The organism is Amycolatopsis australiensis (assembly GCF_900119165.1).
In the GTDB taxonomy this organism is placed as follows: Bacteria; Actinomycetota; Actinomycetes; order Mycobacteriales; family Pseudonocardiaceae; genus Amycolatopsis; species Amycolatopsis australiensis.
The window spans coordinates 3297356-3320661 of the sequence record NZ_FPJG01000006.1 but is presented as its reverse complement, the minus strand read 5'-3'; the positions used below and the strand labels follow the sequence as shown (position 1 = coordinate 3320661).

Here is a 23306-nt window from a genome sequence, read left to right as displayed (position 1 = left end):
GGGTCCGAATGATGTGCCCGTGGTCCGACCCGCAACCATCCTCGCTCCGCGCGGAATGCGGTGCGTCTCATGCATTGCCGGTCCGGATGCGTCATCGAGACGCGGTCGCCGCTCCCGGCGTCTGCGCCTTGCCGCGGATCAGGTCGGCCGCCCGTTCGGCGATCGCGATGACCGGCGCGTTCGGGTTGCCGCGGACGATCGTCGGCATCACCGACATGTCGACAACGCGGAGCCCGTCGACGCCGATCACGCGCAGATCCGCGTCGACGACTTCGCCCATCGCGCAGGTGCCCCCGGGATGGAAGCAGGTCTGCGCATGACGCCGCGCGTAAGCACGCAGATCGGCATCGGAGTCCGACGCCGGGAGCTGGGCCGGGGTCTCGGTGTACGGCGCCAGCGCGTCCTGCTTGGCGATCTCCAGCCCGATCCGCAGGCCGGCCACCATGGCGTCCAAGTCGGCGCTGGCGGCGAAGTAGTTGTGCCGGATGATCGGCTTGGTGGTCGGGTCGGCCGACACCAGCGTCACGCTGCCCCGGCTCCGTGGCGCGAGGATGCACGGCGCCATGGAGAACGCGTGCGGGCCCGCGCCGGCGGCGCGGTTCTCGGCCAGGCTCGCGGCGACCGCGTGGAACTGCACGTCCGGGTCCGGGCTGAGGCCCGTTCGCACGAACCCGCCCGCCTCCGGGCCGTTCGAGGCCAGCGGCCCGGTGCGGTCCGCTTCGTACTGGCGGACCGATCGCGGGTCGCCGACGAGGGCCAGGCTGACCGGCAGCGAGTGGGTGAACACGAGCCAGCACTGCGGATGGTCCTGCAGGTTCTGCCCGACCATCGGCAGGTCGGCCACGACCGGGATGCCCGCCGTCCGCAGCGGATCCGCCGGGCCGACGCCGGAAAGCATCAGCAGCTGCGGCGAGTTGTAACCGCCCGCCGCCAGGACGACCTCGCGGGTGGCCCGGATCGTGACCCGCTCGCCGCCGGCGCGCGCGGACACCCCGGCTGCCCGGCCGTCCTCGAAGAACACGCGCTCGGCGAGCGTGCGGGTCCGGACCGTCAGGTTGGGACGGTCGATCGCCGGGTGCAGGTAGGCGGTCGCGGCACTGCAGCGCTCACCCGCCCGCCCGGTGATCTGGTAGAACCCGAAGCCCTCCTGGGTCGGGCCGCTGAAATCCGGGTTGGCCGCGAAGCCCGCCTCGAGCGCGGCCGCGACGAACGCGCTCGTGGCCGGGCTGCGGTACCAGCCGTCGGAAACGCCCAGCGGGCCGCCGGTGCCGTGGTAGACGCTTTCCCCGCGCTCGTTGTCCTCCGCCAGCTTGAAGTACGGCAAGAGGTCCCGGTAGGTCCAGCCGGGCTGGCCCCAGCCGTCGTAGTCGGCGGAGTTGCCGCGCGCGTAGACCATCCCGTTCAGCACGCTCGTGCCGCCGAGCACCTTGCCGCGGGGAAGGTAGATGCGGCGGCCGCCGCAGGAGGGCTCTTCGCTCGTGTCGTAGTCCCAGTCGTACTCGCTCTGCTGGAGCAGCGCGGCACCGCTGGGAATGCGGGTGAGGTCGGCGCCGTCTTCCCGGCCCGCCTCGATGAGGCAGACGCGGACGTCGGGGTCCTCGCTCAGCCGTCCGGCAAGCACGCACCCGGCGGAGCCGGCCCCGACCACCACGTAGTCGTAGGACGCGTCGGCGCTCATCGCGGCGTCAGCCGGCCGTCACTGTCCATCCTGGACAGAACCTCGATGATGGCCGTCGCGGTGCGGTCGACGTGATCGCGCTCGAACACCAGCGGCGGGCTCAGCACGAGCGTCGGGCCGTAGTCGCGGACGATGACGCCGTGCGCGTGGCGGAGCTCGACGGCCGCGGCGCCGGCCATCAGCGGGGCCTTGGTGTCCTTGTCGGTCACCAGCTCGATGCCGACCGTCGCGCCCGCGACCCGGATGTCCCCGACCACCGGCAGCTGCGCCGCCGGCGCGAGGGCCGCACGGAACCAGTCGCCGATCCGCAGCGACCGCTCGTTGAGGCCCTCTTCCTCGATGATCTCGAGGTTCTTGAGCGCCACGGCGCACGCCACCGGGTGGCCGAAGTAGGTGAAGCCGTGGAAGAACGGCTGGCTGATCAGCTGCTCGGCGATGGCGTCGGTCAGCAGCACCGCGCCGAGCGGCACGTAGCCGCTGGTGAGTCCCTTGGCGGTGACGATGATGTCCGGGGCCATGCCGCGCTCCGCCGAGTCGAACCAGGCGCCGGTGCGGCCGTAGGCGGTGACCACCTCGTCGGCGATCAGCAGGATGCCGTGGCGGCTGAGCAGCTCCCGCACGCGGGGCCAGTAGCCGGCGGGTGGGACGAGGATGCCTCCGCCACCGCCCATCACCGGCTCGCCGATCATGGCGGCGATGTTCTGCGGCCCGAGCCGGTCGATGGTCCGCGCCAGCTCGTCGATCAGGAAGTCGGTCGGGTCCTGGTCGCCGTACAGCTCGGCAGCCCGGTACAACGCGGGGGCGCTGACCTTCTCGATGTGCGGGAGCGCCGGTCCGACCTCCGCCTGCATGGGCGGCAGGCCGGTGATGCTGCCGCTGCCGTAGGTGGAGCCGTGGTAGCCGAAGTGCCGTCCGATGATCCACGTCCGGTCCGGCTCGCCGCGCCGGTGGTGGTACAGGCGCGCGGCCTTGACCGCCGTCTCGACGCTTTCCGAGCCGCCGGAGGTGAAGAACACCCGCTCGAGACCGGCCGGCGCGAGCTCCGCCAGCCGGGTGGCCAGCTGAACCGCCTTGTCGTTCGTGAAGACGTCCCAGCTGGTGAAGTAGGCGAGCTCGCTCATCTGCTCGGCGGCCGCCGCCACGAGCTCGCGGCGGCCGTGTCCCACCTGCGCCAGCCAGTTCGCCGAGCCGGTCGCGTCGAGGTACTCGTTGCCCTCGGCGTCCCAGACGGTGCATCCCCGGCCGCGCACGATGACGCAGCGCTCGGTCTTCGCGGCCTGCTGGTGCGGGTGGATGACGTGCTGGAGATCGAGCTTTCGCAATTGAACGGCCGAGAACTTCGGCAGTTCGGGCAGAATGGTCACAGTGCCGCTCCTATTACGCGAGTCGCGAATCGCGAATTTCCGCTCGGAGCAGCATCGCGCCCGATGTCCGCGGCGGGCATCTCTTGAGTTGCCGAGCCGGGCGGCGAACCTCCGCAACGGAGAAGGTTTCCGGCGCGCCCGCCCCTGCGAAGGTGGACTGGGCAGACTTCCCGGAGCCCGAACGGAAGGTGAGCGGCTGATGGCTGTTACTGCGATCCAGGACGTGCGAGACGTGCTGGCCGCGTACCCGGAACTCGCGGACGTCGCGGTCCTGACCCATGTCCAGGAACCCGCCGGCGAGGTCCTGGTGGCCTACGTCGTGCCCAGCGGTCCCGGGCTCGACCTGGCCGCACTGCACAAGTACGTCCGCAAGACGCTGCCGGGCGGCGCGGTGCCGGCCGCCATCATCACCGTCGACTCGATCCCCCTCGACGCCGGAGGAACGCCGCAGCCGCAGGCACTTCCGGCGCCCGACCTGCGTGGCCTGCTCCCCTACCGGTCGCCGGAAACCCCGCGCCAGGAAGCGCTCTGCACGATCTTCGCCGAAGTGCTGTCCCGGACCCGGTGCGGTGTCGACGACGACTTCTTCATCATGGGCGGCGAATCGATCGACGCCATGCTGATCGCGAGCCGCGTCGGGCCGGAGGTCGGCCTGGAGATCTCGATGAACGAACTGTTCGACGCGCCCACCGTCGCGGAGCTCGACGAGCTGCTGGACCGGCTGAGCACCAACGGAGGCTGACGATGGCCAAGGTCGCCACGCGGATGCGGGGCCTGCAGCAGTCCGCCCTCGGCGCCATGACGGTGCGCTGCCAGGAACTCGGCGCGCTCAACCTCGCCCAGGGACTCAGCCAGGTGCCGCCGCCCGCTTCGCTGCTGGCGGAGGGCGCGCGCGAGTTCGAAACCGTCGGGCACTCCTACAGCCAGCCCGAAGGCCTCGCCGTCTTCCGCGAAGCCGTCGCCGGCAAGCTGAAGCGGTCCAGCGGGCTCAGCGTCGAACCCACCACTCAGGTCCTGGCCACGGTCGGTGCCACCGGCGCGCTCATGGCGACGCTCACCGCCCTGCTCGACCCGGGTGACGGCGTCGTCCTGTTCGAACCTTTCTACAGCTACTACCTTTCCTCGCTGCAAGTCCTGAACCTGCGCCCGGAACCGGTCCGGCTCACCGGGCCGGGCTTCCGGATCGCCGAGGAGTCGCTGCGGGCGGCGATCACCGAGCGGACGCGGGCGATGATCGTCTGCACGCCGAACAACCCCACCGGGCGCCGGCTCACCGCGGCGGAGCTGAAGATCGTCTCGGCCGTCGCCGAAGAACACGATCTGCTCGTCATCACCGACGAGGTCTACGAAGACATCTACTTCGGCCCGGACCCGCACCTCGCCGCGGCGACCGTCGGCGGTCTCGCCGAGCGAACGGTGACCCTGGGGTCGCTGGGAAAGTCGTTCAGCGTTCCCGGCTGGCGGCTGGGCTACGCCTGCGGCCCGGAACGGCTGATCGGCGCGATCCGGATCGCCGCCGACTCGCTGGTGGTCTGCGCGCCGGCACCGCTGCAGGCGCTCGGCGCGCGGGCGCTGAACCTCGACGACGACTACTACCGCGGCTTCCGCGCGATGTACGACCGGAAGCGCCGGCTGCTGGCGGAAGGTTTCGCCGCCGCGGGACTGTCGCCCAACGAACCGGAAGGCGCCTACTACCTGTTCGTCGACTGCTCGCGGATGGGCGTGCCCAGCGGGGTGGCGGCGGCCGAGCGGCTGCTGGAGAACGGCCTCGTCGGCACGGTCCCCGGCGAGGCGTTCTACCTGAACCCACCGGATCGTCCGTACGTGCGGGCCTGCTTCTCCGTTCCGGACGACGTACTGGCCGAAGCTGTCGACCGACTGGCGAGCGGGGACTTCCTCCATGGTTGAGAACGAAACCGGACGTGCGGTCCTCGTGACCGGGGCGGCCCGGGGCATCGGGTGGGCCATCGCGAAGCGGTTCGCCGCGGCCGGTGACCGGGTGGCGATCTTGGACCGGGTGCCGGCCACCGCGGCCGCCGACCTCGTGGCCGGGCTCGAGGGCGGTGGACACGTCGTCGTCGAGGCCGACCTGCTGGACAGCGAGGCCTTGCCGGCGGCGGTGGACTCGGCCGCCGGGCAGCTGGGCGGTCTCGACGTCCTCGTCAACAACGCCGGCGTCTTCACCGCGCACCCGATCACCGAGGTCGGCTACGCGGTCTGGCAGGAGCAGTGGCGGACCACGCTGGGGGTCAACCTGATCGGCGCGGCCAACGTGACCTGGTGTGCGGTCCGGCACCTGAAGGAGCGCGGCGGCCGGATCGTCAACGTCACGTCGCGGGGCGCCTTCCGCGGCGAGCCGGACGTGCCGGCCTACGGAGCCAGCAAGGCGGGACTGAACTCGCTGACCCAGTCGCTGGCGCTCGCGCTCGCGCCGTACCGGATCTCGGTTTCGGCGGTGGCCCCCGGGTTCGTCGCGACGGACATGACCACCGAGCACCTCAAGCCGCCGTCCGGCGACGCGATCCGGGCACAGAGCCCGTTCGGCCGGGTCGCCGAGCCGGCCGAGATCGCCGCGGGCGTGTTCTACCTGGCCTCCGCGCAGGCCGAGTGGGCCAGTGGCACGATCCTCGACCTGAACGGCGCTTCCTACCTGCGGTAGTGACCGAAGCGAACGGGCCGCCCGGCGATCGCCGGGCGGCCCGTTGCCGCGTGTGCCGGACGGCCTAAGCCGACGGCGCCTTGCCCGCCTCGATCTCGATGGCGGTGACGGCGAGCAGCCGGCCGGTGGTGGCGTCGCGCAGCGCCATGTCGGCGATCTCGGTTTCCGGCCGGGTCGCGTTCCGCCAGTTCCGGACCGTGATGGTGAACACCGCGCCGGGGTCGGCGTTGCCGAAGTAGCCCACCTTCTGGTCGATGACCCGGCGGCGCAGGAACTGCTCGTCGGTGCGGCCGAACGAGCGCCACAGGCGCAGCAGCGCGGTGTCGAAGATGGAGAAGTAGGAGGCGAAGTACACCAGGCCCGCGCCGTTGATGTCCCGTGTGACGTCCAATGTGTACTCGAAGGTGTGCTCGGGACCGGCCACGGCGAAACCCGGCGGGGCGGGAGCGCAGAACCCCTCCGCCTCGCGGGCCCGGCCGACGAGCGTGCGCGGCGAGTACTGGTTCGGCAGGCGCGGCAGGTCGGCGAACGCGAAGTCGGGGGGCGAGGTCCGGGCGAGGCTGCGGTTGCTGTCCGGTCGGCTGCGCGCGATCCAGCGGTTGAAGTTCTCGGCGTACATGCAGTCCGGGTGCGGGTCGTCGTACACCTCCGCCGGATCCAGCGGCGTGTCGGCCAGCCCGAGGTCGGCCGGCGCGAGCCGGTGCAGCGTGAGCACCGACTGGCTGCCGAACTGGAACACCCGCGAGCTCACCCGGAGCTCGTCGCCGAACGTCAGGCCGTGCGGGTGGATGGTCTTCCCGCCGCGCACCCGGTAGTAGTAGAAGGACAGGTAGGCGGGCTGCCCGTCCGCCGTGCGCGCCGCGTGCACGTTGGTGCGGCAGGCCGCGGCCACCGCCTCCCACGTCCAGTCCCCGATACGGCCGAAGACGAGCGACCCGCCGCTGCACATGCCCGGGGACACCACGACCCGCCGGGACAGGGAGCTTTCGTCCGGCATGCGGACGGCGTCCGTCGTGCTGTTCTCCGGCATCAGTTCACCACCGTCGGCCGGGCCGCGGCTCCGGCGGGACCGGCGGCGGGGTGACGTTGGGCCATCAGCCGCGCGACGTCCCCGACCGTGGCCAGCTCCAGCAGCTCGTAGTCGTGGATCTCGATGCCGAGCCGGTCGCTCAGCACGCCCGAAAGCTCCGCCGCGGTCAGGGAGTCCAGCCCCACCTCGGCGCAGCCCGCCGCCGGGGTGATGTCCTCCGTCCGCAGGTAGAGGTCATCCACCAGGATGCGCTTGAGCACTTCATACACGGCTTGCCCTCCTGTCGGCGGTGCCCGTGGCGGATCCGCGCAGGGCGAGCGCCACGTCCACGATGAGGTCCTCCTGGCCGGCGACCGCCTGGCGCCGGCCGAGCTCGAAGAAGACGTCGCGCGGGTCGACGCCTTCGCGGGCGGAGATGTCGAGCACCCGGGTCTTGAAACCGGAGAACACGCCGGCCAGGCCGCTGACGATGGACAGGGAGTCGACGGTGGGCGGCGCGGGCATCAGCTCGCGCTCGGCGACGTCGGCCGCGTCCAGCAGCCGGTACAGGTCGATGCCGGTGCGGTACCCCACGCGTTCGAGCACCGGCACGAGGACCTCGAGCTGGGTGTTGCCCGCGCCGGCGCCGAAACCGCGTGCACAGGCGTCCAAAATGGACGCTCCGGCGTCGGCCGCCGCGATCGAGTTCGCCACCGCCATGCCGAGGTTGTTGTGCCCGTGGAACATCACGGGCACGTCGACCGCGGCGCACATGGCCGTGACGCGCTCGGTGACGTCGGCGGGCAGGTAGTGCCCCGCCGAGTCCATGATGCCCACCCCGGTCGCGCCGAACCCGGCCAGGCGCGCGCAGTGCTCGGCGAGCTGCTCTGCGCTCGCCATGTGGCTCATCAGGAGCACGGCGTGCGCCTCGACATCCCGCTCGCGCAGGTACCCGAGGTGCCGTTCGGCCAGGCTCGACTCCGTGCAGTGGGTGCCGATGCGCACCAGGTCGACGCCGCGGGAAATGGCGTTGTCCAGGTCGGCGATCGAACCCCAGCCGGGCAGCATGAACACGCCGAGCTTGCTGGTGGTCAGTGCTTCCCTGGTGATCGACAGCATCTCGTCGTCGCTGAGCCGGGCGCGGCCGACCTGGAGCGAAGATGCGCCCAGGCCGTTGCCGTGGCCGACCTCGACCACCGGGATGCCCGCGGCGTCGGCCGCCAGCGCGTAGGCGCGCAGCTGCTCCGCGCCGAGGCTGTGCCGGACGGCGTGGTGGCCGTCGCGCAGGCTCGGGTCGTGGATCAGGATCGGCTTGCCCGCCGCGACGTCCGGGCTCGTTGCCTCGGTCATGAGTTCACCACGCCTGCCATCGGGAGCCGGTCCGCCGCGTAGCTCTCCGCGACCAGCAGCGCGGCGGAGTTGATGATGTCGAGGTTCCCCGCGTACCGGGGAATGCGGTCGCCGTGCGAGGTGACCTCCACGGCGATGAACGCCTTGCCGTCGTCGGCGCTGCACGCCTTCACCTCGTAACCCCGGGCGAAGGAGCGGACTTCGGCCGCGGCCGCCGTCACCACCGGCCGGACCGACTCCGTCGTCAGGTCCTTGCCCAGCAAGGACATGGCGACCCGGAAGGTCGCCGGCGGCCGCGCCGGGCTGACGTTGAGGATCGCCTTGACGTCCGAGACCCCGGTGAAGGTGCGGACCGCTTCCTGGGTGGTGTCCACGTACTCGTCGAGGTTCATGCGCGTGCCGCGGCCGATGCTCAGGCTGGCGGCCGTCGTCACGACCTCGACGTAGTCGATCTCGTGGGACTGCGCGATCGCGTGCAGGATCGGCACCGCCGCCTGGCCGCCGCAGCTGACCATGCTGAGGTCGCGGTGCGCCGAGATGTCCGCCCGGTTGACGGTCGGGAAGATCATCGGCCCGCTGCGGCTGGGCGTCAGGTCGACGACGAGCGTGCCGAACGGCGCGAGCTTCGCCACGTGCTCGGCGTGGGCCGCCGCGTTGGTGGCGTCGAACACCACGTCGAACGGACGCTCGGCGTCCACGAGGGACTGGACGCCGCCCGCCGCGACCGGCACCCCGAGCCGGGCGGCCTGCCGCAGCCCGGCGGTGGCTTCGTCCCGGCCCGCGACCAGGCCCAGGTCCAGGTGCTCGGAACGGATGACCTTGGCCACCAGGTCGAGGCCGATGAGACCCGCGCCGAGCACGGCCACGGACAGCCGGCCGGACGCCGCCGGATCGTCGTTGTGCGTCATTTCGTCACTCCTGACGTCGGGGATCAGTCGCGGGCCCGCTTGTACGCCAGCGTGATGCCGTCGAAGACGGGGAGCATGCTCAGCTCGACCCGCTCGTCGTCGCGCAACGCGGCGTTCAGCGCGCGCATCGAATCCGTCTCCGGGTCGCTGATGCCCGGGCGCGCGACGTTCCCGGTCAGGAGGACGTTGTCGATGGCGATCAGGCCGCCCGGCCGCAGCAGCTCGAGGCACCGCTCGAAGTAGAGCGGATAGCCTTCCTTGTCGGCGTCGATGAAGGCGAAGTCCACCGTGCCCGCCGCGCCGCCGGCCAGCAGCGCGTCCAGCGTGCGGACCGCGGGGCCCAGCTCGAGCTGGACGCGGTCGGCGACACCGGCCCGCTCCCAGAACGGGCGCCCGATCTCGGCCCACTCCTCGTTGAAGTCGCAGGCGATGACGCGGCCGCCGGGTGGCAGGGCGCGGGCCATGGCCAGCGTGCTGTACCCGGTGAAGATCCCGACCTCGACGACGGTCTTGGCCGACATCAGCCCGACAAGGAAGGCGAGCAGCTGCCCCTGCTCCGGCGAGGCGCACATGTTGTGCTCGAACACCTGCGCGGTGGTGGCCTCCCGCAGCTCGCGCGCGATCGCGTCTTCGCGCAGCGAGACGTCCTGCACGTACTGCTGGATCTCGTCGTCCAGCACCAGATGAACGAGCACCGGTTCCTCCCGCAATGCGATGTCGGAAATCGTCGTGCGGGCCCGGGGACCCGATCGCACCATGATGGCCGGAACCCCGGCGTGCCAACGTCTCCCCGGTTGCGCGGCGGGGCCGGCGGCGGGCGAGCAACCGTGAAGATGACCGGAGCCGGAAGCCGAGCCTACTTTCGACTGAGCGCACGGACCGCGTGAACGATGCTGCGCATGGTTCTTTCATGACACCAGCCGAATGTGCCCGAGCCGACCGGAGAGAATGACATGACAGCCTTTTCGATTCCCGCCCGGTTCGCCGATCAGGTCGCGCGGACGCCGGAAGCGACAGCCGTGTCCGACGCCGCGAGCGGGACCGCGCTGACCTACCGGGAGCTGGACCAGCGGGCGAACCGGCTGGCGCACCACCTGATCGGGCTCGGGGTCGGCCACGAGGACCGGGTCGCGGTCCTGATGGAACGCTCGGCCGAGCTGGTGGTGACCCTGCTGGCGATCCTCAAGGCCGGCGGCGCGTACCTGCCGGTGCACGAGGCCGACCCGGCCGACCGGCAGCAGTCGATCGTCGACCGGTCCCGGCCCGCACTGCTGCTCGTGGACGACGCCGCGCGCGCGGCCGGCGTGCCCGCCGGCGTGCCGGTGGTCGCCGTGACCGACCCGGCCGTCGCCGGGCAGCCGGGCACCGACCCCGGGACGCGGGTCCACCCCGGCCAGCTGGCCTACGTCATCCACACGTCGGGCTCCACCGGCCAGCCCAAGGGCGTCGCGGTGACCCAGCAGGACGTCGTGCGCCTCCTGACCGATCCACAGTGGACGGCCGAGCGGCACGCGCGGGTCCTGCTGCTGGCGCCGTACGCCTTCGACGTGTCCGCGTTCGAGATCTGGATGCCGCTGCTGCACGGCGGCCAGGTGGTCGTCGCGCCCCCGGGACGGCTGGAGCCCCCGGTCCTGCGCGAGCTGATCACCCGGTACGACATCACCGGGCTGCACCTGACCGCCGGCCTGTTCCGCGTGCTCGCCGAGGAGGCGCCCTCGACGCTGACCGGGGTGAGCGAGGTCCTCACCGGCGGCGACGTGATCGCGCCCGCGGCGGTCCGCCGGGTGCTCGACGCCTGCCCGGGCCTGGTCATCCGCGCGCTGTACGGCGCGACGGAAGGCACGGTGTTCTCGGCGCACCACGTGCTCACGAGCGGCTCGGAGCTCGGCAAGGTCGTCCCGATCGGCGACGCGTTCACCGGGATCACGCTGCACATCCTCGACGAAGACCTCGCGCCCGCGGCCGCCGGCGCCGTCGGCGAGATCTACCTCGCGAGCGAAGGCGTCGCCCGCGGCTACCTCGGCGAGGCCGGCCTGACCGCCGCCCGCTTCGTGGCCGACCCGTTCGGCGAGCCGGGGACCCGCATGTACCGGACCGGCGACCTGGCCCGCCGCACCGCCGGCGGCGCCGTCGAGTTCGTCGGCCGGGAAGACAGCCAGGTGAAGATCCTCGGCTTCCTCGTCGACCTGGCCGAGGTGGAGGCGGCGCTGGCCGAGCACCCCGGCCTGGCCCAGGTCGTCGTCCTGGCGCGCGAGCGCGAAGACGGCAACAAGCAACTGGTCGGCTACGTCGTGCCGGAATCGGGCGAGCTCGACCTCGCCGCGCTGCGCGCCCACGCCAAGACGAAGCTGCCCGGCTACATGACGCCCGAAGTGTTCGTCCGGCTGGACTCGCTGCCGCTGACCGCGAACGGCAAGCTGGACCGCGACGCGATGCCGGAGCCGGACTTCGACCAGGTGCTCGCCTCCCGCGGCCCGGAAACCCCGTTGCAGCAGGAACTGTGTGCGATGTTCAGCGCCCTGCTCGAGGTGCCCGAGGTAGGCATCGACGACAGCTTCTTCGAGCTCGGCGGCCAGTCGCTGCAGGCGATGCGGCTGTGCAGCCGGATCGGCGCGGCGGTCGGCGTCGGGGTCTCGGTGAACACGCTGTTCGACACCCCGACCGTGGCCGAGCTGGCCGCGTACATCGAGACCAAGCGGGCGGCGTACCAGACCCGGGCGGCCTCCTGATGCCTGGGCCGACGCGGCCGCTGACCGGTGCCGAGTACCTCGAGAGCATCCGCGACGACCGCGAGATCTACTTCCACGGCAAGCGCGTCGACGACGTCACCCGGCATCCGGCGTTCCGCAACCCGGCCCGGATGATCGCCCGGCTCTACGACGCGCTGCACGACCCGCAACACCGGGACGTGCTCACCACCGCCACCGACGCCGGCGGCCCCGGCGGCTACACCCACCGCTTCTTCACCACGCCGCACAGCGCCGAGGACCTGGTCGCCGACCAGCGAGCCATCGCCGCGTGGTCGAGGCTGACCTACGGCTGGATGGGCCGCAGCCCGGACTACAAGGCGTCGCTGCTGGGCACGCTCGGCGCGAACGCGGAGTTCTACAACCCGTTCGCCGCCAACGCGCGGCGCTGGTACCGGGAGTCGCAGGAGAAGGTCCTGTACTGGAACCACGCGATCGTGAACCCGCCGGTGGACCGGCACCGGCCGCCGGACCAGGTCGGCGACGTGTTCGTGCACGTCGAGCGGGAGACCGACAGCGGCGTGGTCGTCAGCGGGGCGAAGGTCGTGGCGACCGGCTCCGCGCTCACGCACTACAACTTCGTCGCCCACACCGGCCTGCCGATCAAGGACCGCAAGTTCGCCATCGTGGCCACCGTGCCGATGGACGCGGCCGGGCTGAAGCTGCTCTGCCGCCAGTCGTACTCGGCCGCGGCGGAGGCGACCGGCAGCCCGTTCGACTACCCGCTGTCGTCCCGGATGGACGAAAACGACGCGATCCTGGTGCTGGACAAGGTCCTGATCCCGTGGGAGAACGTGTTCATCTACGGCGACGCCGCCAAGGTGGGCATGTTCAGCGGGCACTCCGGCTTCTTCGAGCGGGCCATGTTCCACGGCTGCACCCGGCTGGCGGTGAAGCTGGAGTTCCTGGCCGGCCTGCTGGCCAAGGCCCTCGACATCACCGGCGCCGGCGACTTCCACGGCGTGCAGGCCCGGCTCGGCGAGGTGCTCGCCTGGCGGAACCTGTTCTGGGGCCTGTCCGACGCCGCGGCACGCAACCCGGTGGCGTGGCGGGGTGACGCCGTCCTGCCCAACCCGGACTACATCATGGCGTACCGGTGGTTCTCCCAGGTCGGCTACGCCCGGGTCAAGGAGATCGTGCTCCAGGACGTCGCGAGCGGGCTGATCTACCTGCCCTCGAGCGCGGAGGACTTCCACAACGCCGACATCCGGCCGCACCTGGACACCTACCTGCGCGGCTCGCACGGCGTCGACGCGGTCGAGCGGGTGAAGGTGATGAAGCTGCTCTGGGACGCGGTCGGCACCGAATTCGGCGGCAGGCACGAGCTCTACGAGCTGAACTACTCCGGAAACCACGAGAACACGAGGATCGAGTTGCTGCGCGGCCAGATCGGCGACGGGAAACTGGACGGCTACCGCGACTTCGTCGACCGCTGCCTCGCCGAGTACGACCTGGACGGGTGGCGGGCCCCCGACCTCGCCCGGGTCCAGGATCCCGCGTTCTAGCCCGTCCCGGCGGAGATTTGGAGCCTTCACCATGAGCCCATCACAGGTCCTCGGCGAAACCGCAGGCCGGTTCCCGCTGAGCTCCCGGCAGCAGGACCCGCACCACGCGGCGCGGGTGCCCGAGCACGTCGTGGCGCTGACCTTCCGCATCACGGGCGAGCTGCACGTCGATGCGCTGCGGGGCGCGCTCGAGGACGTCGTGGCCCGGCACGAGTCGCTGCGCACGCGGGTGGTCTACGACGAGGCGGACGGCAGCCTCGGGGTCCAGGAGGTGCTGGCGCCGCTGCCGGTCCCGCTGCCCGTGCACGACCTCGTGGTCCCGCCCGGCCGGTCCCGCGACGACATCGCCGTGGACTTGCTCAACGCGCTGAACGACGAGGGCCTGCCGTTCGACGACGCGCCGTCGCTGCGGGCCGCGCTCCACCGGTTCGACGACCGGGACGCGGTGCTGACCCTCATCACCCACCACCTCTACAGCGATGGCTGGTCGGGCGGCATCCTCCGCCGCGAAATCGCCGCCTGCTACCGGGCCAGGGTGACCGGCGTCCCGCACGAGCTGCCCACGCCGGTCCCCTATCGCGAGTACGCGGCTTGGGAACAGGAGTTCCTGCAGAGCGAAAAAGGCGTCGCGGCCCGCCGCTTCTGGCAGGACAACCTGGCCGGCGCCCGGTTGCTGGCGATGCCCGCCGACCGGCCGCACGGTCCCGACACGCTGCTGCCCCGGCCCGCCGTCGCGAACTTCTCGCTCGCTCCCGCGGATTTCGACGACGTCGTCGCGAGCGCGGCCCGCGCCCGGTGCAGTGCCTGGCACGTCGTCCTGGCGGCGCTCATGGTGCTCGCCGACCGGGTGTCCGGGCAGTCCGACATCACCCTGCTGACCATCAACAGCGGCCGGTCGAACGGGCGGTTCCACAACACCGTCGGGCTCTTCGCCGACCTCGTGCCCATCCGGCTGCGGTCCGGCGGCTGCCGCAGCGTCCGTGACCTCCTCCTCGCGGCGCGCCGGGCCAGCACCGACGCGCAGCAGCACCAGATCCCGTTCGGGGAAATCGCCGGGATGTTCCCGGATCTGCTGAGCACCGTGCAGGATCCGCGGCTGGTGGTACCCGGCTTCAACTACGTCAGCTCGTCGTGGGCGCACGACGAGGCCAAGTCCGCCATCAGCTTCGACCAGGTGATCCCGCCGGAGGAACCGCCGGGCTACTTCCTGCGCGGCGCGTTCAAGTGGAACTTCCGGGTGGCTCCGCCGGGTGAGTTCCGGAGCATCGTCGAGTACGAACCGGACGCGCTCGACGCGAGCACGATCGACCGCTGGGGCACGGACTTCACCGCCCTGGTCACGGCGATCGCCGCCGAGCCGGACCGGGACTGGAAAACCCTGTAGCCGAGACCGCACACCCACGAAAGGGATTCTCGTGGCTTCTTCGAACGAACCCGCCGAGCCGGCCGTCATCGAGGCGTGGCTCGCGGTGAGCCCCGGCAACGTCCTGGAAGGCCACGGGGACCCGCTGGTGCACGCCGCCGAGTCCTTCACCCGGGCCCACCCGGGCTACGAGGTGCGGATCCGCAAGGTCGAGGCGCACCTGATGCCCGAGGTGGTCGCGGAAGCGGTCGCGCAGGGCAACCCGCCGGACGTCGCGGAGTACTACGCGATGTCGACCCAGACGGCGCTGGACACCCGCGCCGCCGATGGCTCGCCGCTGTTCGTCCCGGTCGAGCGTGCGATCGCGGGGCGGGACAAGATCCTCGGGGAGCCGGTGGTCGTCGACGACCTGGTGCCGGCCCTGCGCGCGCACTACAGCGTCGGCGGTGAGCTGGTGTCCGTGCCGAGCTTCGTCTCGACCAACGTCCTGTGCGCGAACCAGGACCTGCTCGACCGTGCCGGCGTCGAGCGGCTGCCCGCGACCTGGGACGAGCTCACGGCCGCGTGCGCCGCCGTCGCCGCACTGCCGGACGGGCCCGCCCACTGCGTCAGCTGGCCCAACTACGGCTGGCTGTTCCACATGGAGATCGCCGGGCGGGGCGGGCTGATCGGCGACAACGGCAACGGGCGGCTCGGCCGCGCCACCCGCGTCCGCCTCGACACCCCCGAGGTGCTCGACTACGTGCGCCGGTGGAAGCAGCTGCAGGACGACGGCTACTACCTCGCCACCGAGGAACTCCACTACGTCACGGCCATGCAGGCGTTCCTGGCCGGGGAGATCGCGTTCGTGGTCTCGTCGTCGGCCGTCGGCAAGGTCGTGAGCGACGCGGCGGCCGAGGCCGGCATCGAGCTGACCGTCGGCCAGCTGCCGCGGTACGACGCGCGGCACTCGCCCGGCGGGGTCCCCGGCGGCAGCTCGTTCTTCGTGACCGCCGGACTGCCGAAGGAGAAGGAGGACGGCGCGCTCGCCTTCCTCCAGCACCAGCTCAACCCCGAGCACGCGGCGGCGCGCATGTCCGCGCCGTCGACGCCGCTGACCTCGCTGCCGATCACCCGGGCCGCGTACCGGCAGGCCATGGCGGCGGACTGGGCCGAGCCGTTCTCCGGCTTCCGCCGCGCGGCGGAGCAGGTCGCCTCGGCCGAGCCGACCCCCGCGGCGGCCGGTCCGGTGCTCGGCAACTTCAACGGCATCTACACCGCCATCCACGAGGCGATCGCGGACGTGGTGCTCCGCGGTGCCGACCCGGCGGAGCGGTTCCGCGCGGCGACCGAGCAGGCCCAGGCGGCGCTGGACCGCCACAACGCGGCGGCCCTCGCCGACCCGCCGGTGACCCCGGCCGAGCTGAGGGCCGGCTGATCCGCGCAGCCGAGCGCCGTCACGCCGCCGGTGTCCCCTGGGACACCGGCGGCGTCGCCGTATCACGGATTGCGCATTTTGAAGTACGGAAAGTCACGGGAACGGCGGTAGGTTCCGGCCCTGTGCAGGCTTCTCGAGAAGGACGGCCATGAGCACGACGAAACGTGACAACGGCTGGTACCTCGCGTCCGCGCCGATCGTGCCCGCCCTCGTGCACCTCTGCGTGCCGATGGCCGCCGCCCTGATCGTCACCGCGGTCTACAACGTCGTCAACGCGGGCTTCGTCGGCTCGCTGCACCAAACGACACTGCTCGCCGCGATCACGTTCGGCGTCCCGGTGCTCACGCTGGTGATGACCGTCGGCAGCATGTTCGGCACGGGCGGCGGCGCGCTCGTCTCGAGGCTGCTCGGCGCGGCCGGGAACGACCCGGCGAAGGCCGGCGAGATCCGGTACGCCTCGGCGTTCGCCACGTGGGGCTCGGCGCTGACCGGGTTCGTCGTGGGCGGCGCCGGGCTGCTCCTGCTGCGCCCGCTCGTGGGGCTGCTGGGCGCCGACGCGCCTTCGGTGCCCGCCACGAGTGCGTACGTCGCCGTGTTGCTGGCGGTCGCGCCGGTGCTCGGCGCGTCCGTGTGCCTGCAGCAGCTCGTCCGGGCCGAAGGCGCGGCGCGGACGGCGATGACCGGGCTGATCGTGTCGACGCTCGCGAACCTCGGCTTCGACGTGCTGTTCATCCTCGTCCTGCATTGGGGCGTCGCGGGCGCCGCCGCGTCGGTCGGGATCGCGAACGCCGTCGTCATCGGCTACTACGCCGGCTGGATCCGGCGGCACAGCGAGCACATGCGCCTCGCGCCGCGCTGGTTCACCCTGCGGCGCTCGGTCACCGGGCCCGTGCTGGGTGTCGGCGTGAGCCAGCTGCTGCAGGTGGGCTTCATCATCGTCACGCTGCTCGTGCTCAACAACCTCGCCGCGGCCTACGGCGACGGCCCGCTCGCGGCCATGGGGGTCGCGGTCCGGATCGCGCAGGTGCCGGAGTTCCTGGTCATGGGCATCGCGTTCGGGGTGCTGCCGCTGCTGGCGTTCGCCTACGGCAAGGGCGACCGGACGCGGCTCACCGCGGCGCTGCGCGGCGCCGCGGTCGCGGTCGGCAGCGTCTCGGTGGTGTTCTCCGCGGTGGTGCTGCTGTTCCGCGAACAGGTGATCACCGCGTTCGTGGCGGACCCGTCGGTGCTTTCGGTGGGTGTCACGATCCTGACCGCGCAGCTGGTGGCGATGATCGCCAACGGGTTCACCGGCCTCTTCACGACGCTGTTCCAGGCGGCGGGACGCGGGCTGGCGGCCACGGTGATGTCGACGACGCAGGGCCTGCTGTTCATCCCGGTCGTGCTGCTGGCCGACACGTGGTTCGGGCTGCCCGGCATCATCTGGGCGCTGACCGCCACCGAGGTGACGCTGCTGGCCGTCGGGCTCGTGCTGTGGCTGGCGAATCGCGGCGCCATCGAGCGCGGCCTCGCCGACGCCGGCCGGGAGCCGGCGGACGAGGTGCTCGAGCAGGTCTGAACCCGCACGCGAACGGGCCACCGGGTGTCCGATGTGGATGAAGGCATCCGCACCGGAGCCCGGAGGCCCGCGTGGATCACGGTCGTGCGAGCGGCGAATCGGGGGCGTTCACCGATACGCGCAGCAGCTCCCGGTACTCGTCGATCATCGCCACGATCGTCGCCTGGTCGAAGTCGAGCCCGTTGAACTTCACCGCGCCGACCATGTCCCCCGACGGGTCCAGCGCGAAGTCCCACAGGTTGCCGTCCAGGATCTCCGATGTGTCGTCGGATGAGATCAGGCGGCGGTGCAAGCCCGCGTAGTGCACGTCGCCGATCATGCCCGCTTCCAGCTCCTGCGGGTACTGGAAGCTCTCGAACCCCGTCGCGGCGCCGTTGACGTCCGTCATCGATTCGTGCATCAGCTCCGGGTCGGCGACGGCCGCGATCTCACTGAACGGCAGCTCGTAGGAGTACGCCTCCAGCAACGCCGTCCGGGTCCGCCGCACCAGGTCGGCGAAGGTCTCGCACCCCGACAGGTCCGTGCGGATCGGCAGCAGGTTGAACAACGGGCCCACTGTCTGCTCGAACTCCGGCTCGGTGCGGCCGGAGGTGAAGATCGGCGCGACGATGTCCCGCGCGCCCGTCCGGTTGTGCAGGAACAGGTTGAAACACGCGTAGAGCACCATGAACGGCGAGCTGTGCACCGACCTGGCCAGCGCCGTCGTGGCACTGACCAGCTCCTCGTCGAACACGAACCGGTACACCGAATAGACCGGCGGCGAATCCGGCTGACGCGGCCGGTCGGTGGGCAGGGTGAGGAACTTGCCGCCCGCCAGCCTGGTGCGCCAGTATTCCCGCGCTTCGTCGGCGAGCGGGCCCTGGCAGGACTGCCGCTGCCATCCGGCGTACTCGCCGTACTGGCGCGCCCGCGGCAGCTCGGGCGCGGGCAACCCGCGGCGCTTCGCGTACGAGATGGCGAAGTCGCGCATGATCAGGTGGATCGACCAGGCGTCGCTGACCGCGTGGTGCGTGACGAGCACCAGCACCGCGTCCTCGTCGTCGAACCGCCCCAGCGTCGCCTGCAGCAAGGGAACCCGCGCCGGGTCGCACCGGCCGGCGTCGTCGATCGCGTTGAGGAACTCGTGCGCGCGGCGGTCCCGGCCTGCCTCGTCCGCGGGGGCCGGGAGGTCGACGACGTCCAGCTCCGCCGAACCCGCCGCGTGCACGCGGACGTGCGGTTCCTCGGGGTCCCGGACGATGACCGTCCGCAACGCCTCGTGCCGGGCGACGACGTCGGCCAAGGCCAGCCGCATGGTCGGCACGTCCAGCGGCCCGCGCAGGCGCCAGCCGCTCGCGACGATCTTCCGCAGGCCGAACACGCCGAGAACGTCGCCCTGGTCCAGGGCGCACCACACTTCCTCGTTGAGCGAAAGCGGACGCCTGGTCACCGCGTCACCGGCTGCCAAGGGGCGCTCTTCGATCGTCATCGGCTGCCATCCATTCCGCGTCGGCCCACAAGCTCCCTCCACCGTCTCCCAGCTGCGGTGCGCCGGCGTCTCATGGAATGCGCCACCGGCCGGCAACCCGGAAGAAGCAGCCGGGGCCGGGCAACCGGGACGCTGGAGGCCTGGCCACACCTTTTGCTACGGAGGTAATCGTCATGGGGGACATGAGCGGGCAGGTCGCGCTGGTCACCGGCGGGACCCGCGGCGTCGGCCTGGCGATCAGCAAACGGCTGATCTCCCGCGGCGTCACCGTCGCGGCCGGCTACTCGGCGAACGCCGAAGCCGCCCGCCGGTTCGGTGACGACTACGCCGACTACGGGGCCACCGTGCACCAGGGCGACATCGGCTCCGCCGACGACTGCGCCCGGGTCGCCGGCGAGGTCGTGGCGCGGCACGGGCGGCTGGACATCCTCGTCAACAACGCCGCCACCACCCTGGACCGGACCGTGCGGAAGATGGCCCCGGCCGAGTGGGAGCGGGTGATCGGGGTGAACCTGTCCGGCGCGTTCCACCTCTCGCGGGCCCTGCTGCCGCAGATGCTCGAACGGGGTTACGGGCGGATCGTCAACATCTCCTCGGTCATCGGGTCGACCGGCGGGTTCGGCCAGGCCAACTACGCCGCCGCCAAAGCCGGGCTGTTCGGGCTGACCATGAGCCTGGCGCTGGAGACCGCGCGGAAGAACATCACCGTCAACACGGTCACGCCCGGGCTCATCAGCACGGACATGAGCGCGGCCATCCCGGCCGCGGCGCTGGAGCAGATCCTCGCCCGCATCCCGGCCGGCCGGCCCGGCGCCCCCGACGAGGTCGCCCGGGTGGTGGAGTTCCTCGCCGACCCGGAGTCGTCCTACATCACCGGCCAGGTCTACGCCGTCAACGGCGGCATGTACATGTGACGCCGCGCCGCCGAACCACGAGCATCGACGAGGGGCACGCATGAAGCCATTCGTGATCAACCGGCACGGCCGGCTGGTCTTCCCGACGAACTTCCGTTACGACCTGGACTTCTCGCTCCTGGACACGCCGGCGGAGCTGACCGCGGTGATCGGCCGGGACTTCGACGCGAAGGCCCCGACGAGCACCGAGCTGCTGGCGCGGATCGGCGCGGGAGCGTATTCGCGGCGGCCGGAGCTGCTGCGCGACCTGGCCCAGCACCTGTTCTGGGTCGACCGCTACGACATCACCATGTACGAGAAGCGCCCGACGCGCTGGCGTGACCTGCCCAAGCACCGCGACGACGTGTTCCTGCCCCTGGTGACGCCGTGGCCGGAGCGCGAACGGAAGATCGCGGCGGTCGAGGCGGCGTTCCACCGGCTGCCGCGCGGCGGGGACAGCACGACCGAGGACGAGGTCTTCGCGCTGCTGTTCGACGTGTTCCGGACCAAGCGCCACAGCGGTGCCGGGCTGAGCGCGATCAAGCCGACGGTGGCCGAGTTCGTCAAGCAGCCCGACGCACTGACCCTCGTCTGCCCCGGCTACGACCCGGACTACCCGGTGTTCCCGGCCGAGGACATCGTCGACGTCCACGACGAGGTGCCCGAGCTGGAAGCGCTGACGCGGTGGGCGATGGTGCTGCACAACCAGTACCCGTGGAACCGGGCCGGCACCGAGCTGCGCCGTCCGGACCGGATCGGGGACGACGACTTCGTGATCGCGCTGCACCCGCGTGACCGGGACGTGCTGGACTTCGTCGACCGCGCCCGGCGCTCCGGCACGCCTCGCCGGCGCACGGCCGCGCCCGCCGCCGAGGTGGTCGCGCCCGTCGCGCCGTACGAGCCGATCCGGGTGCGGGAGACGTTCGCGGTCCAGCCGGTGCTCGCCGCGCTGGCGGTCGTGCGCGGCGAGCACGTCTGCGGTAACGCCGACGTCGTCCGCAACGCGAGTCCTTCCTGGTCGCCGATGAGCGCCGAGCAGATCACCGCGAAGACCGGGATCCGGGAACGCCGCTACACCAGCCGGGATCCGGAGGAACTGGCGCTGCGGGCGGCGCGGGCCGCGCTGGCGAAGGCCGGTTGCGTGCCTGCGGAGATCGGTGCGGTCCTGGTCTGCACCAGCTCCAGCAGCCGGCTGGTCCCGCCGATGGCGTGCCGGCTGTCCGGCGAGCTGGGGCTGCTGCAGACGCACGCCTCGGCGGACCTGATCGCCGCCTGCGCGGGGCTGCCCTACGGGCTGACCGAGGCCATCCGCCAGCTGCAGGAGGTCCGGCGGCCGGTCCTGCTGGTGTGCGTGGAGAAGTTCTCCGACAAGATCGGCAGCGTCCGGACCTCGCGGATGATCTTCGGTGACGCCGCCGCGGCGCTGGTGATCCGGCCCGCCGCCGGCGGGGACGGCGACATCGACGTCGTGCAGACGTACGCGAGCGGCCCGCAGCACGAGGTCAACTCGATCATCGGGCCGAACCCGCGGTTCGACGGCGACCTCACGATGTACGGCCCGGACGTCGAATCCCTCGTGCGCCGCTACCTGATCCAGATGCTGGGCGAGCTGCGTGCCCAGGCCGATCCGGGCGACCCCGGGCGGACGCTGCTGGACAGCGTCGAGCTGATCGTGCCGCACCAGGCCAACAAGACGATGTTCGACAACCTGGCCACCGAAGCGGGGCTGCCGGTCGAGAACGCGTACTTCAACATCGAGACGATGGGCAACGTGTCTTCGGCGAGCATCCCGATCGCGATCCACGACGCGGTCCGCGACGGCGTGCTCACCCGCCCCACCCGCGTCTTCACCCCGGCTTTCGGAGCCGGTGCGGTCGGCGGCTACGCGGTCCTGCGCATCGACCCGGCGATCGTCGCCGACGAGGTCGTCCTGGACGACCAGTTCTGAACCGAGAGAGGTTGTTGACAGTCTGGGTTCCTGACCAAAAGGGGCCCATGGCTGAGAAAGTGTGGAGTGAGAAGGACCTGGTCAGGCGCGCGAACCGGCGCCTGACCGTCCTGCCTCACGCCGAAGAATTGCGGCAGCACTACCACTTCGACCCGGCTGCCGTTCCAGGTCGAGAAGATCCGGACCGACAACGGCGCGGAGTTCCCACCAGCGTTCCACTGGCACCTGCTGGATCAAGGCATCGGGGATGTTTACATCCGCCCGGCGAAGACCCACTCCCCAGCCCAGGGTGTCAACGACCAGAAACAGCAGCACAACTAGGCACCGCAACGGAAATCGCCATCCGTCCCGGCTCAGGCCGGAGCGGATGGCGATTTCGTCGTTCCGGCGTCAGCCGGGCGGAGCCCATTCCGGGATCTCGACGCACTCCACGAGCGCGCTCGACCAGAAGAACCCGGAGCCGATCCCGACCAGCATCACGCGGTCACCGACGGACAGCTCACCCTGTTCGAGCAGGTGCGTCAGCCCGTTGAACGGGTCCGCCGCCCCCACGTGCCCGGTCGTGCGGCCCAGCTCCCAGCCCGTCCGGGACACGTCGATGCCCAGCGGCTTCACCAGGTCGACGAGCATGCTCAGCCCGACGTTCGGGAAGATGAACCGGCTGACGTCGTCGAGGGTCAGGCCGGCGTCGTCGAGCAGCCCGTGCACCGCGTCGGCGTGGCCGCGGTTGAGCCGGGCGATCACCTCTTCGACGTCCATCCGGTCCTTGAACCCGGCGGCGCGCTCGTGCGCGGAGATCGGGCCCTGCCACGCCGGGCTGACCGGCGTGAACTCGACCCCGGTCCGGTACATCGGCTCCAGCGCCGTGTCCGCGACGGACCGGACGCCGAGCAGCCGGGCGAACCCGCGGCCACGGGCCAGCACCACCGCGGCCGCGCCGTCGCCGAGGATGAACTCCGGGCCTTCGGCGTGCCAGCGGTCCAGGCCGGGCAGCGAGAACCGGTCCGCGGTGGTGACGACCGCCGCGCGCCGTCCCGGGTCCGCCACCAGGTGGTCCACCGCGAGCTGCAGCGCCGAAACACCGCCCGGGCACTGCTGGTTGACGTCCAGTGCCTGCGCCCGCCGGTTCTCCCCCAGCAGCTCGCGGTGGATGTAGGAGGCGGCCGTCCACAGGTCGAGCCCCTGGAACCAGGTGTGCGCGTGCAGCAGCAGCGAGACGTCGGCGGGATCGACGCCCGACCGCGTCAGCGCCGCCTCGCCGGCCCGCACCGCCATGCCGACGACCGTTTCGCCGTCGGGCGCGACGGTCGCCGACTCCCACTCGTACTCGTCCTGCACCCCGGGCTCGTACCGGCCGGTGCCGATCGGCTCCCGCGGCGGGAGCCAGCTGGCCATCCCGGCCAGGTAGATGTCGTTCAACTGCACTGGATCCTCCGTGG

19 protein-coding genes are annotated in these 23306 nt (G+C 71.5%); 10 read left to right on the top strand and 9 right to left on the bottom strand.

Annotation, left to right across the window (positions count from 1 at the left end; all coding sequences use genetic code 11):
* Positions 1-91 precede the first annotated feature (91 nt).
* Both BT341_RS17240 and BT341_RS17235 read right to left on the bottom strand, forming a co-directional pair.
* Positions 92-1678 carry a GMC family oxidoreductase gene (locus BT341_RS17240; RefSeq protein WP_072477278.1) on the bottom strand — a complete coding sequence of 529 codons (1587 nt, stop codon included), beginning with the start codon at positions 1676-1678 and terminating at the stop codon, positions 92-94.
* Positions 1675-3042, bottom strand: a complete 1368-nt coding sequence (locus BT341_RS17235) for an aminotransferase family protein (RefSeq protein ID WP_072477277.1) — start codon at positions 3040-3042, stop codon at positions 1675-1677. Before BT341_RS17235 ends, BT341_RS17240 begins: the two co-directional genes overlap by 4 nt.
* A gap of 199 nt (positions 3043-3241) precedes the next feature.
* On the opposite strand from BT341_RS17235, the gene BT341_RS17230 reads away from it, so the two are divergent.
* Genes BT341_RS17230 through BT341_RS17220 form a run of 3 tightly spaced genes read left to right on the top strand, consistent with a single transcriptional unit; the run spans position 3242 to position 5701 of the window.
* Entirely contained in the window at positions 3242-3784 is a 543-nt protein-coding gene (locus BT341_RS17230) for a phosphopantetheine-binding protein (RefSeq protein WP_177328826.1), read from the top strand.
* 2 nt (positions 3785-3786) lie between these two features.
* The gene (locus tag BT341_RS17225) at positions 3787-4950 is read left to right on the top strand and encodes a pyridoxal phosphate-dependent aminotransferase (RefSeq protein ID WP_072477275.1); all 1164 of its coding nucleotides are present in this window, start codon (positions 3787-3789) and stop codon (positions 4948-4950) included.
* Entirely contained in the window at positions 4943-5701 is a 759-nt protein-coding gene (locus tag BT341_RS17220) for an SDR family NAD(P)-dependent oxidoreductase (protein ID WP_072477274.1), read from the top strand. Before BT341_RS17225 ends, BT341_RS17220 begins: the two co-directional genes overlap by 8 nt.
* Before the next feature lie 64 nt (positions 5702-5765).
* On the opposite strand, the gene BT341_RS17215 is transcribed toward BT341_RS17220, so the two are convergent.
* From BT341_RS17215 to BT341_RS17195, 5 genes are read right to left on the bottom strand one after another with little or no spacing between them, the layout of a single operon-like run.
* Positions 5766-6731 (bottom strand): LnmK family bifunctional acyltransferase/decarboxylase, encoded by a 966-nt coding sequence (locus tag BT341_RS17215; protein ID WP_072477273.1) that lies wholly within the window; start codon positions 6729-6731, stop codon positions 5766-5768.
* Positions 6731-7000 carry an acyl carrier protein gene (locus BT341_RS17210; protein WP_072477272.1) on the bottom strand — a complete coding sequence of 90 codons (270 nt, stop codon included), beginning with the start codon at positions 6998-7000 and terminating at the stop codon, positions 6731-6733. The genes BT341_RS17215 and BT341_RS17210 overlap by 1 nt, the downstream gene beginning before the upstream one ends.
* Positions 6993-8060 (bottom strand): 4-hydroxy-2-oxovalerate aldolase, encoded by a 1068-nt coding sequence (gene dmpG, locus BT341_RS17205; RefSeq protein ID WP_072477271.1) that lies wholly within the window; start codon positions 8058-8060, stop codon positions 6993-6995. The genes BT341_RS17210 and dmpG overlap by 8 nt, the downstream gene beginning before the upstream one ends.
* Positions 8057-8968, bottom strand: coding sequence for an acetylating acetaldehyde dehydrogenase (locus BT341_RS17200; RefSeq protein WP_072477270.1), 912 nt, complete (start codon positions 8966-8968; stop codon positions 8057-8059). The genes dmpG and BT341_RS17200 overlap by 4 nt, the downstream gene beginning before the upstream one ends.
* A 23-nt stretch (positions 8969-8991) precedes the next feature.
* Positions 8992-9663, bottom strand: coding sequence for an O-methyltransferase (locus BT341_RS17195; protein ID WP_072477269.1), 672 nt, complete (start codon positions 9661-9663; stop codon positions 8992-8994).
* A gap of 258 nt (positions 9664-9921) precedes the next feature.
* On the opposite strand from BT341_RS17195, the gene BT341_RS17190 reads away from it, so the two are divergent.
* The 5 genes from BT341_RS17190 (at position 9922) to BT341_RS17170 (ending at position 17558) form a co-directional block, all read left to right on the top strand.
* Complete coding sequence (locus tag BT341_RS17190) at positions 9922-11697, top strand: non-ribosomal peptide synthetase (RefSeq protein ID WP_072477268.1); 1776 nt, start codon at positions 9922-9924, stop codon at positions 11695-11697.
* Positions 11697-13220 (top strand): 4-hydroxyphenylacetate 3-hydroxylase family protein, encoded by a 1524-nt coding sequence (locus BT341_RS17185; protein WP_072477267.1) that lies wholly within the window; start codon positions 11697-11699, stop codon positions 13218-13220. Before BT341_RS17190 ends, BT341_RS17185 begins: the two co-directional genes overlap by 1 nt.
* A gap of 31 nt (positions 13221-13251) precedes the next feature.
* Entirely contained in the window at positions 13252-14604 is a 1353-nt protein-coding gene (locus BT341_RS17180) for a condensation domain-containing protein (RefSeq protein ID WP_084742888.1), read from the top strand.
* Between the two features lie 31 nt (positions 14605-14635).
* Positions 14636-16000 (top strand): extracellular solute-binding protein, encoded by a 1365-nt coding sequence (locus BT341_RS17175; protein WP_218177737.1) that lies wholly within the window; start codon positions 14636-14638, stop codon positions 15998-16000.
* 148 nt (positions 16001-16148) lie between these two features.
* On the top strand, positions 16149-17558 hold the full coding sequence (locus BT341_RS17170) for an MATE family efflux transporter (RefSeq protein WP_072477266.1): 1410 nt from the start codon (positions 16149-16151) through the stop codon (positions 17556-17558).
* A 76-nt stretch (positions 17559-17634) separates the two neighbouring features.
* Here the strand turns inward: BT341_RS17170 and BT341_RS17165 are convergent, their stop codons facing one another.
* Positions 17635-19026: a condensation domain-containing protein gene (locus BT341_RS17165; protein WP_072477265.1), complete on the bottom strand. Its 1392-nt coding sequence runs from the start codon at positions 19024-19026 to the stop codon at positions 17635-17637.
* 173 nt (positions 19027-19199) lie between these two features.
* On the opposite strand from BT341_RS17165, the gene BT341_RS17160 reads away from it, so the two are divergent.
* On the top strand, positions 19200-19940 hold the full coding sequence (locus tag BT341_RS17160) for a 3-oxoacyl-ACP reductase family protein (RefSeq protein WP_072477264.1): 741 nt from the start codon (positions 19200-19202) through the stop codon (positions 19938-19940).
* 40 nt (positions 19941-19980) lie between these two features.
* Positions 19981-21867: a 3-oxoacyl-[acyl-carrier-protein] synthase III C-terminal domain-containing protein gene (locus BT341_RS17155; RefSeq protein ID WP_072477263.1), complete on the top strand. Its 1887-nt coding sequence runs from the start codon at positions 19981-19983 to the stop codon at positions 21865-21867.
* 390 nt (positions 21868-22257) lie between these two features.
* Here the strand turns inward: BT341_RS17155 and BT341_RS17150 are convergent, their stop codons facing one another.
* Complete coding sequence (locus BT341_RS17150; protein ID WP_084742887.1) at positions 22258-23292, bottom strand: ketoacyl-ACP synthase III family protein; 1035 nt, start codon at positions 23290-23292, stop codon at positions 22258-22260.
* Between the last annotated feature and the right edge of the window lie 14 nt (positions 23293-23306).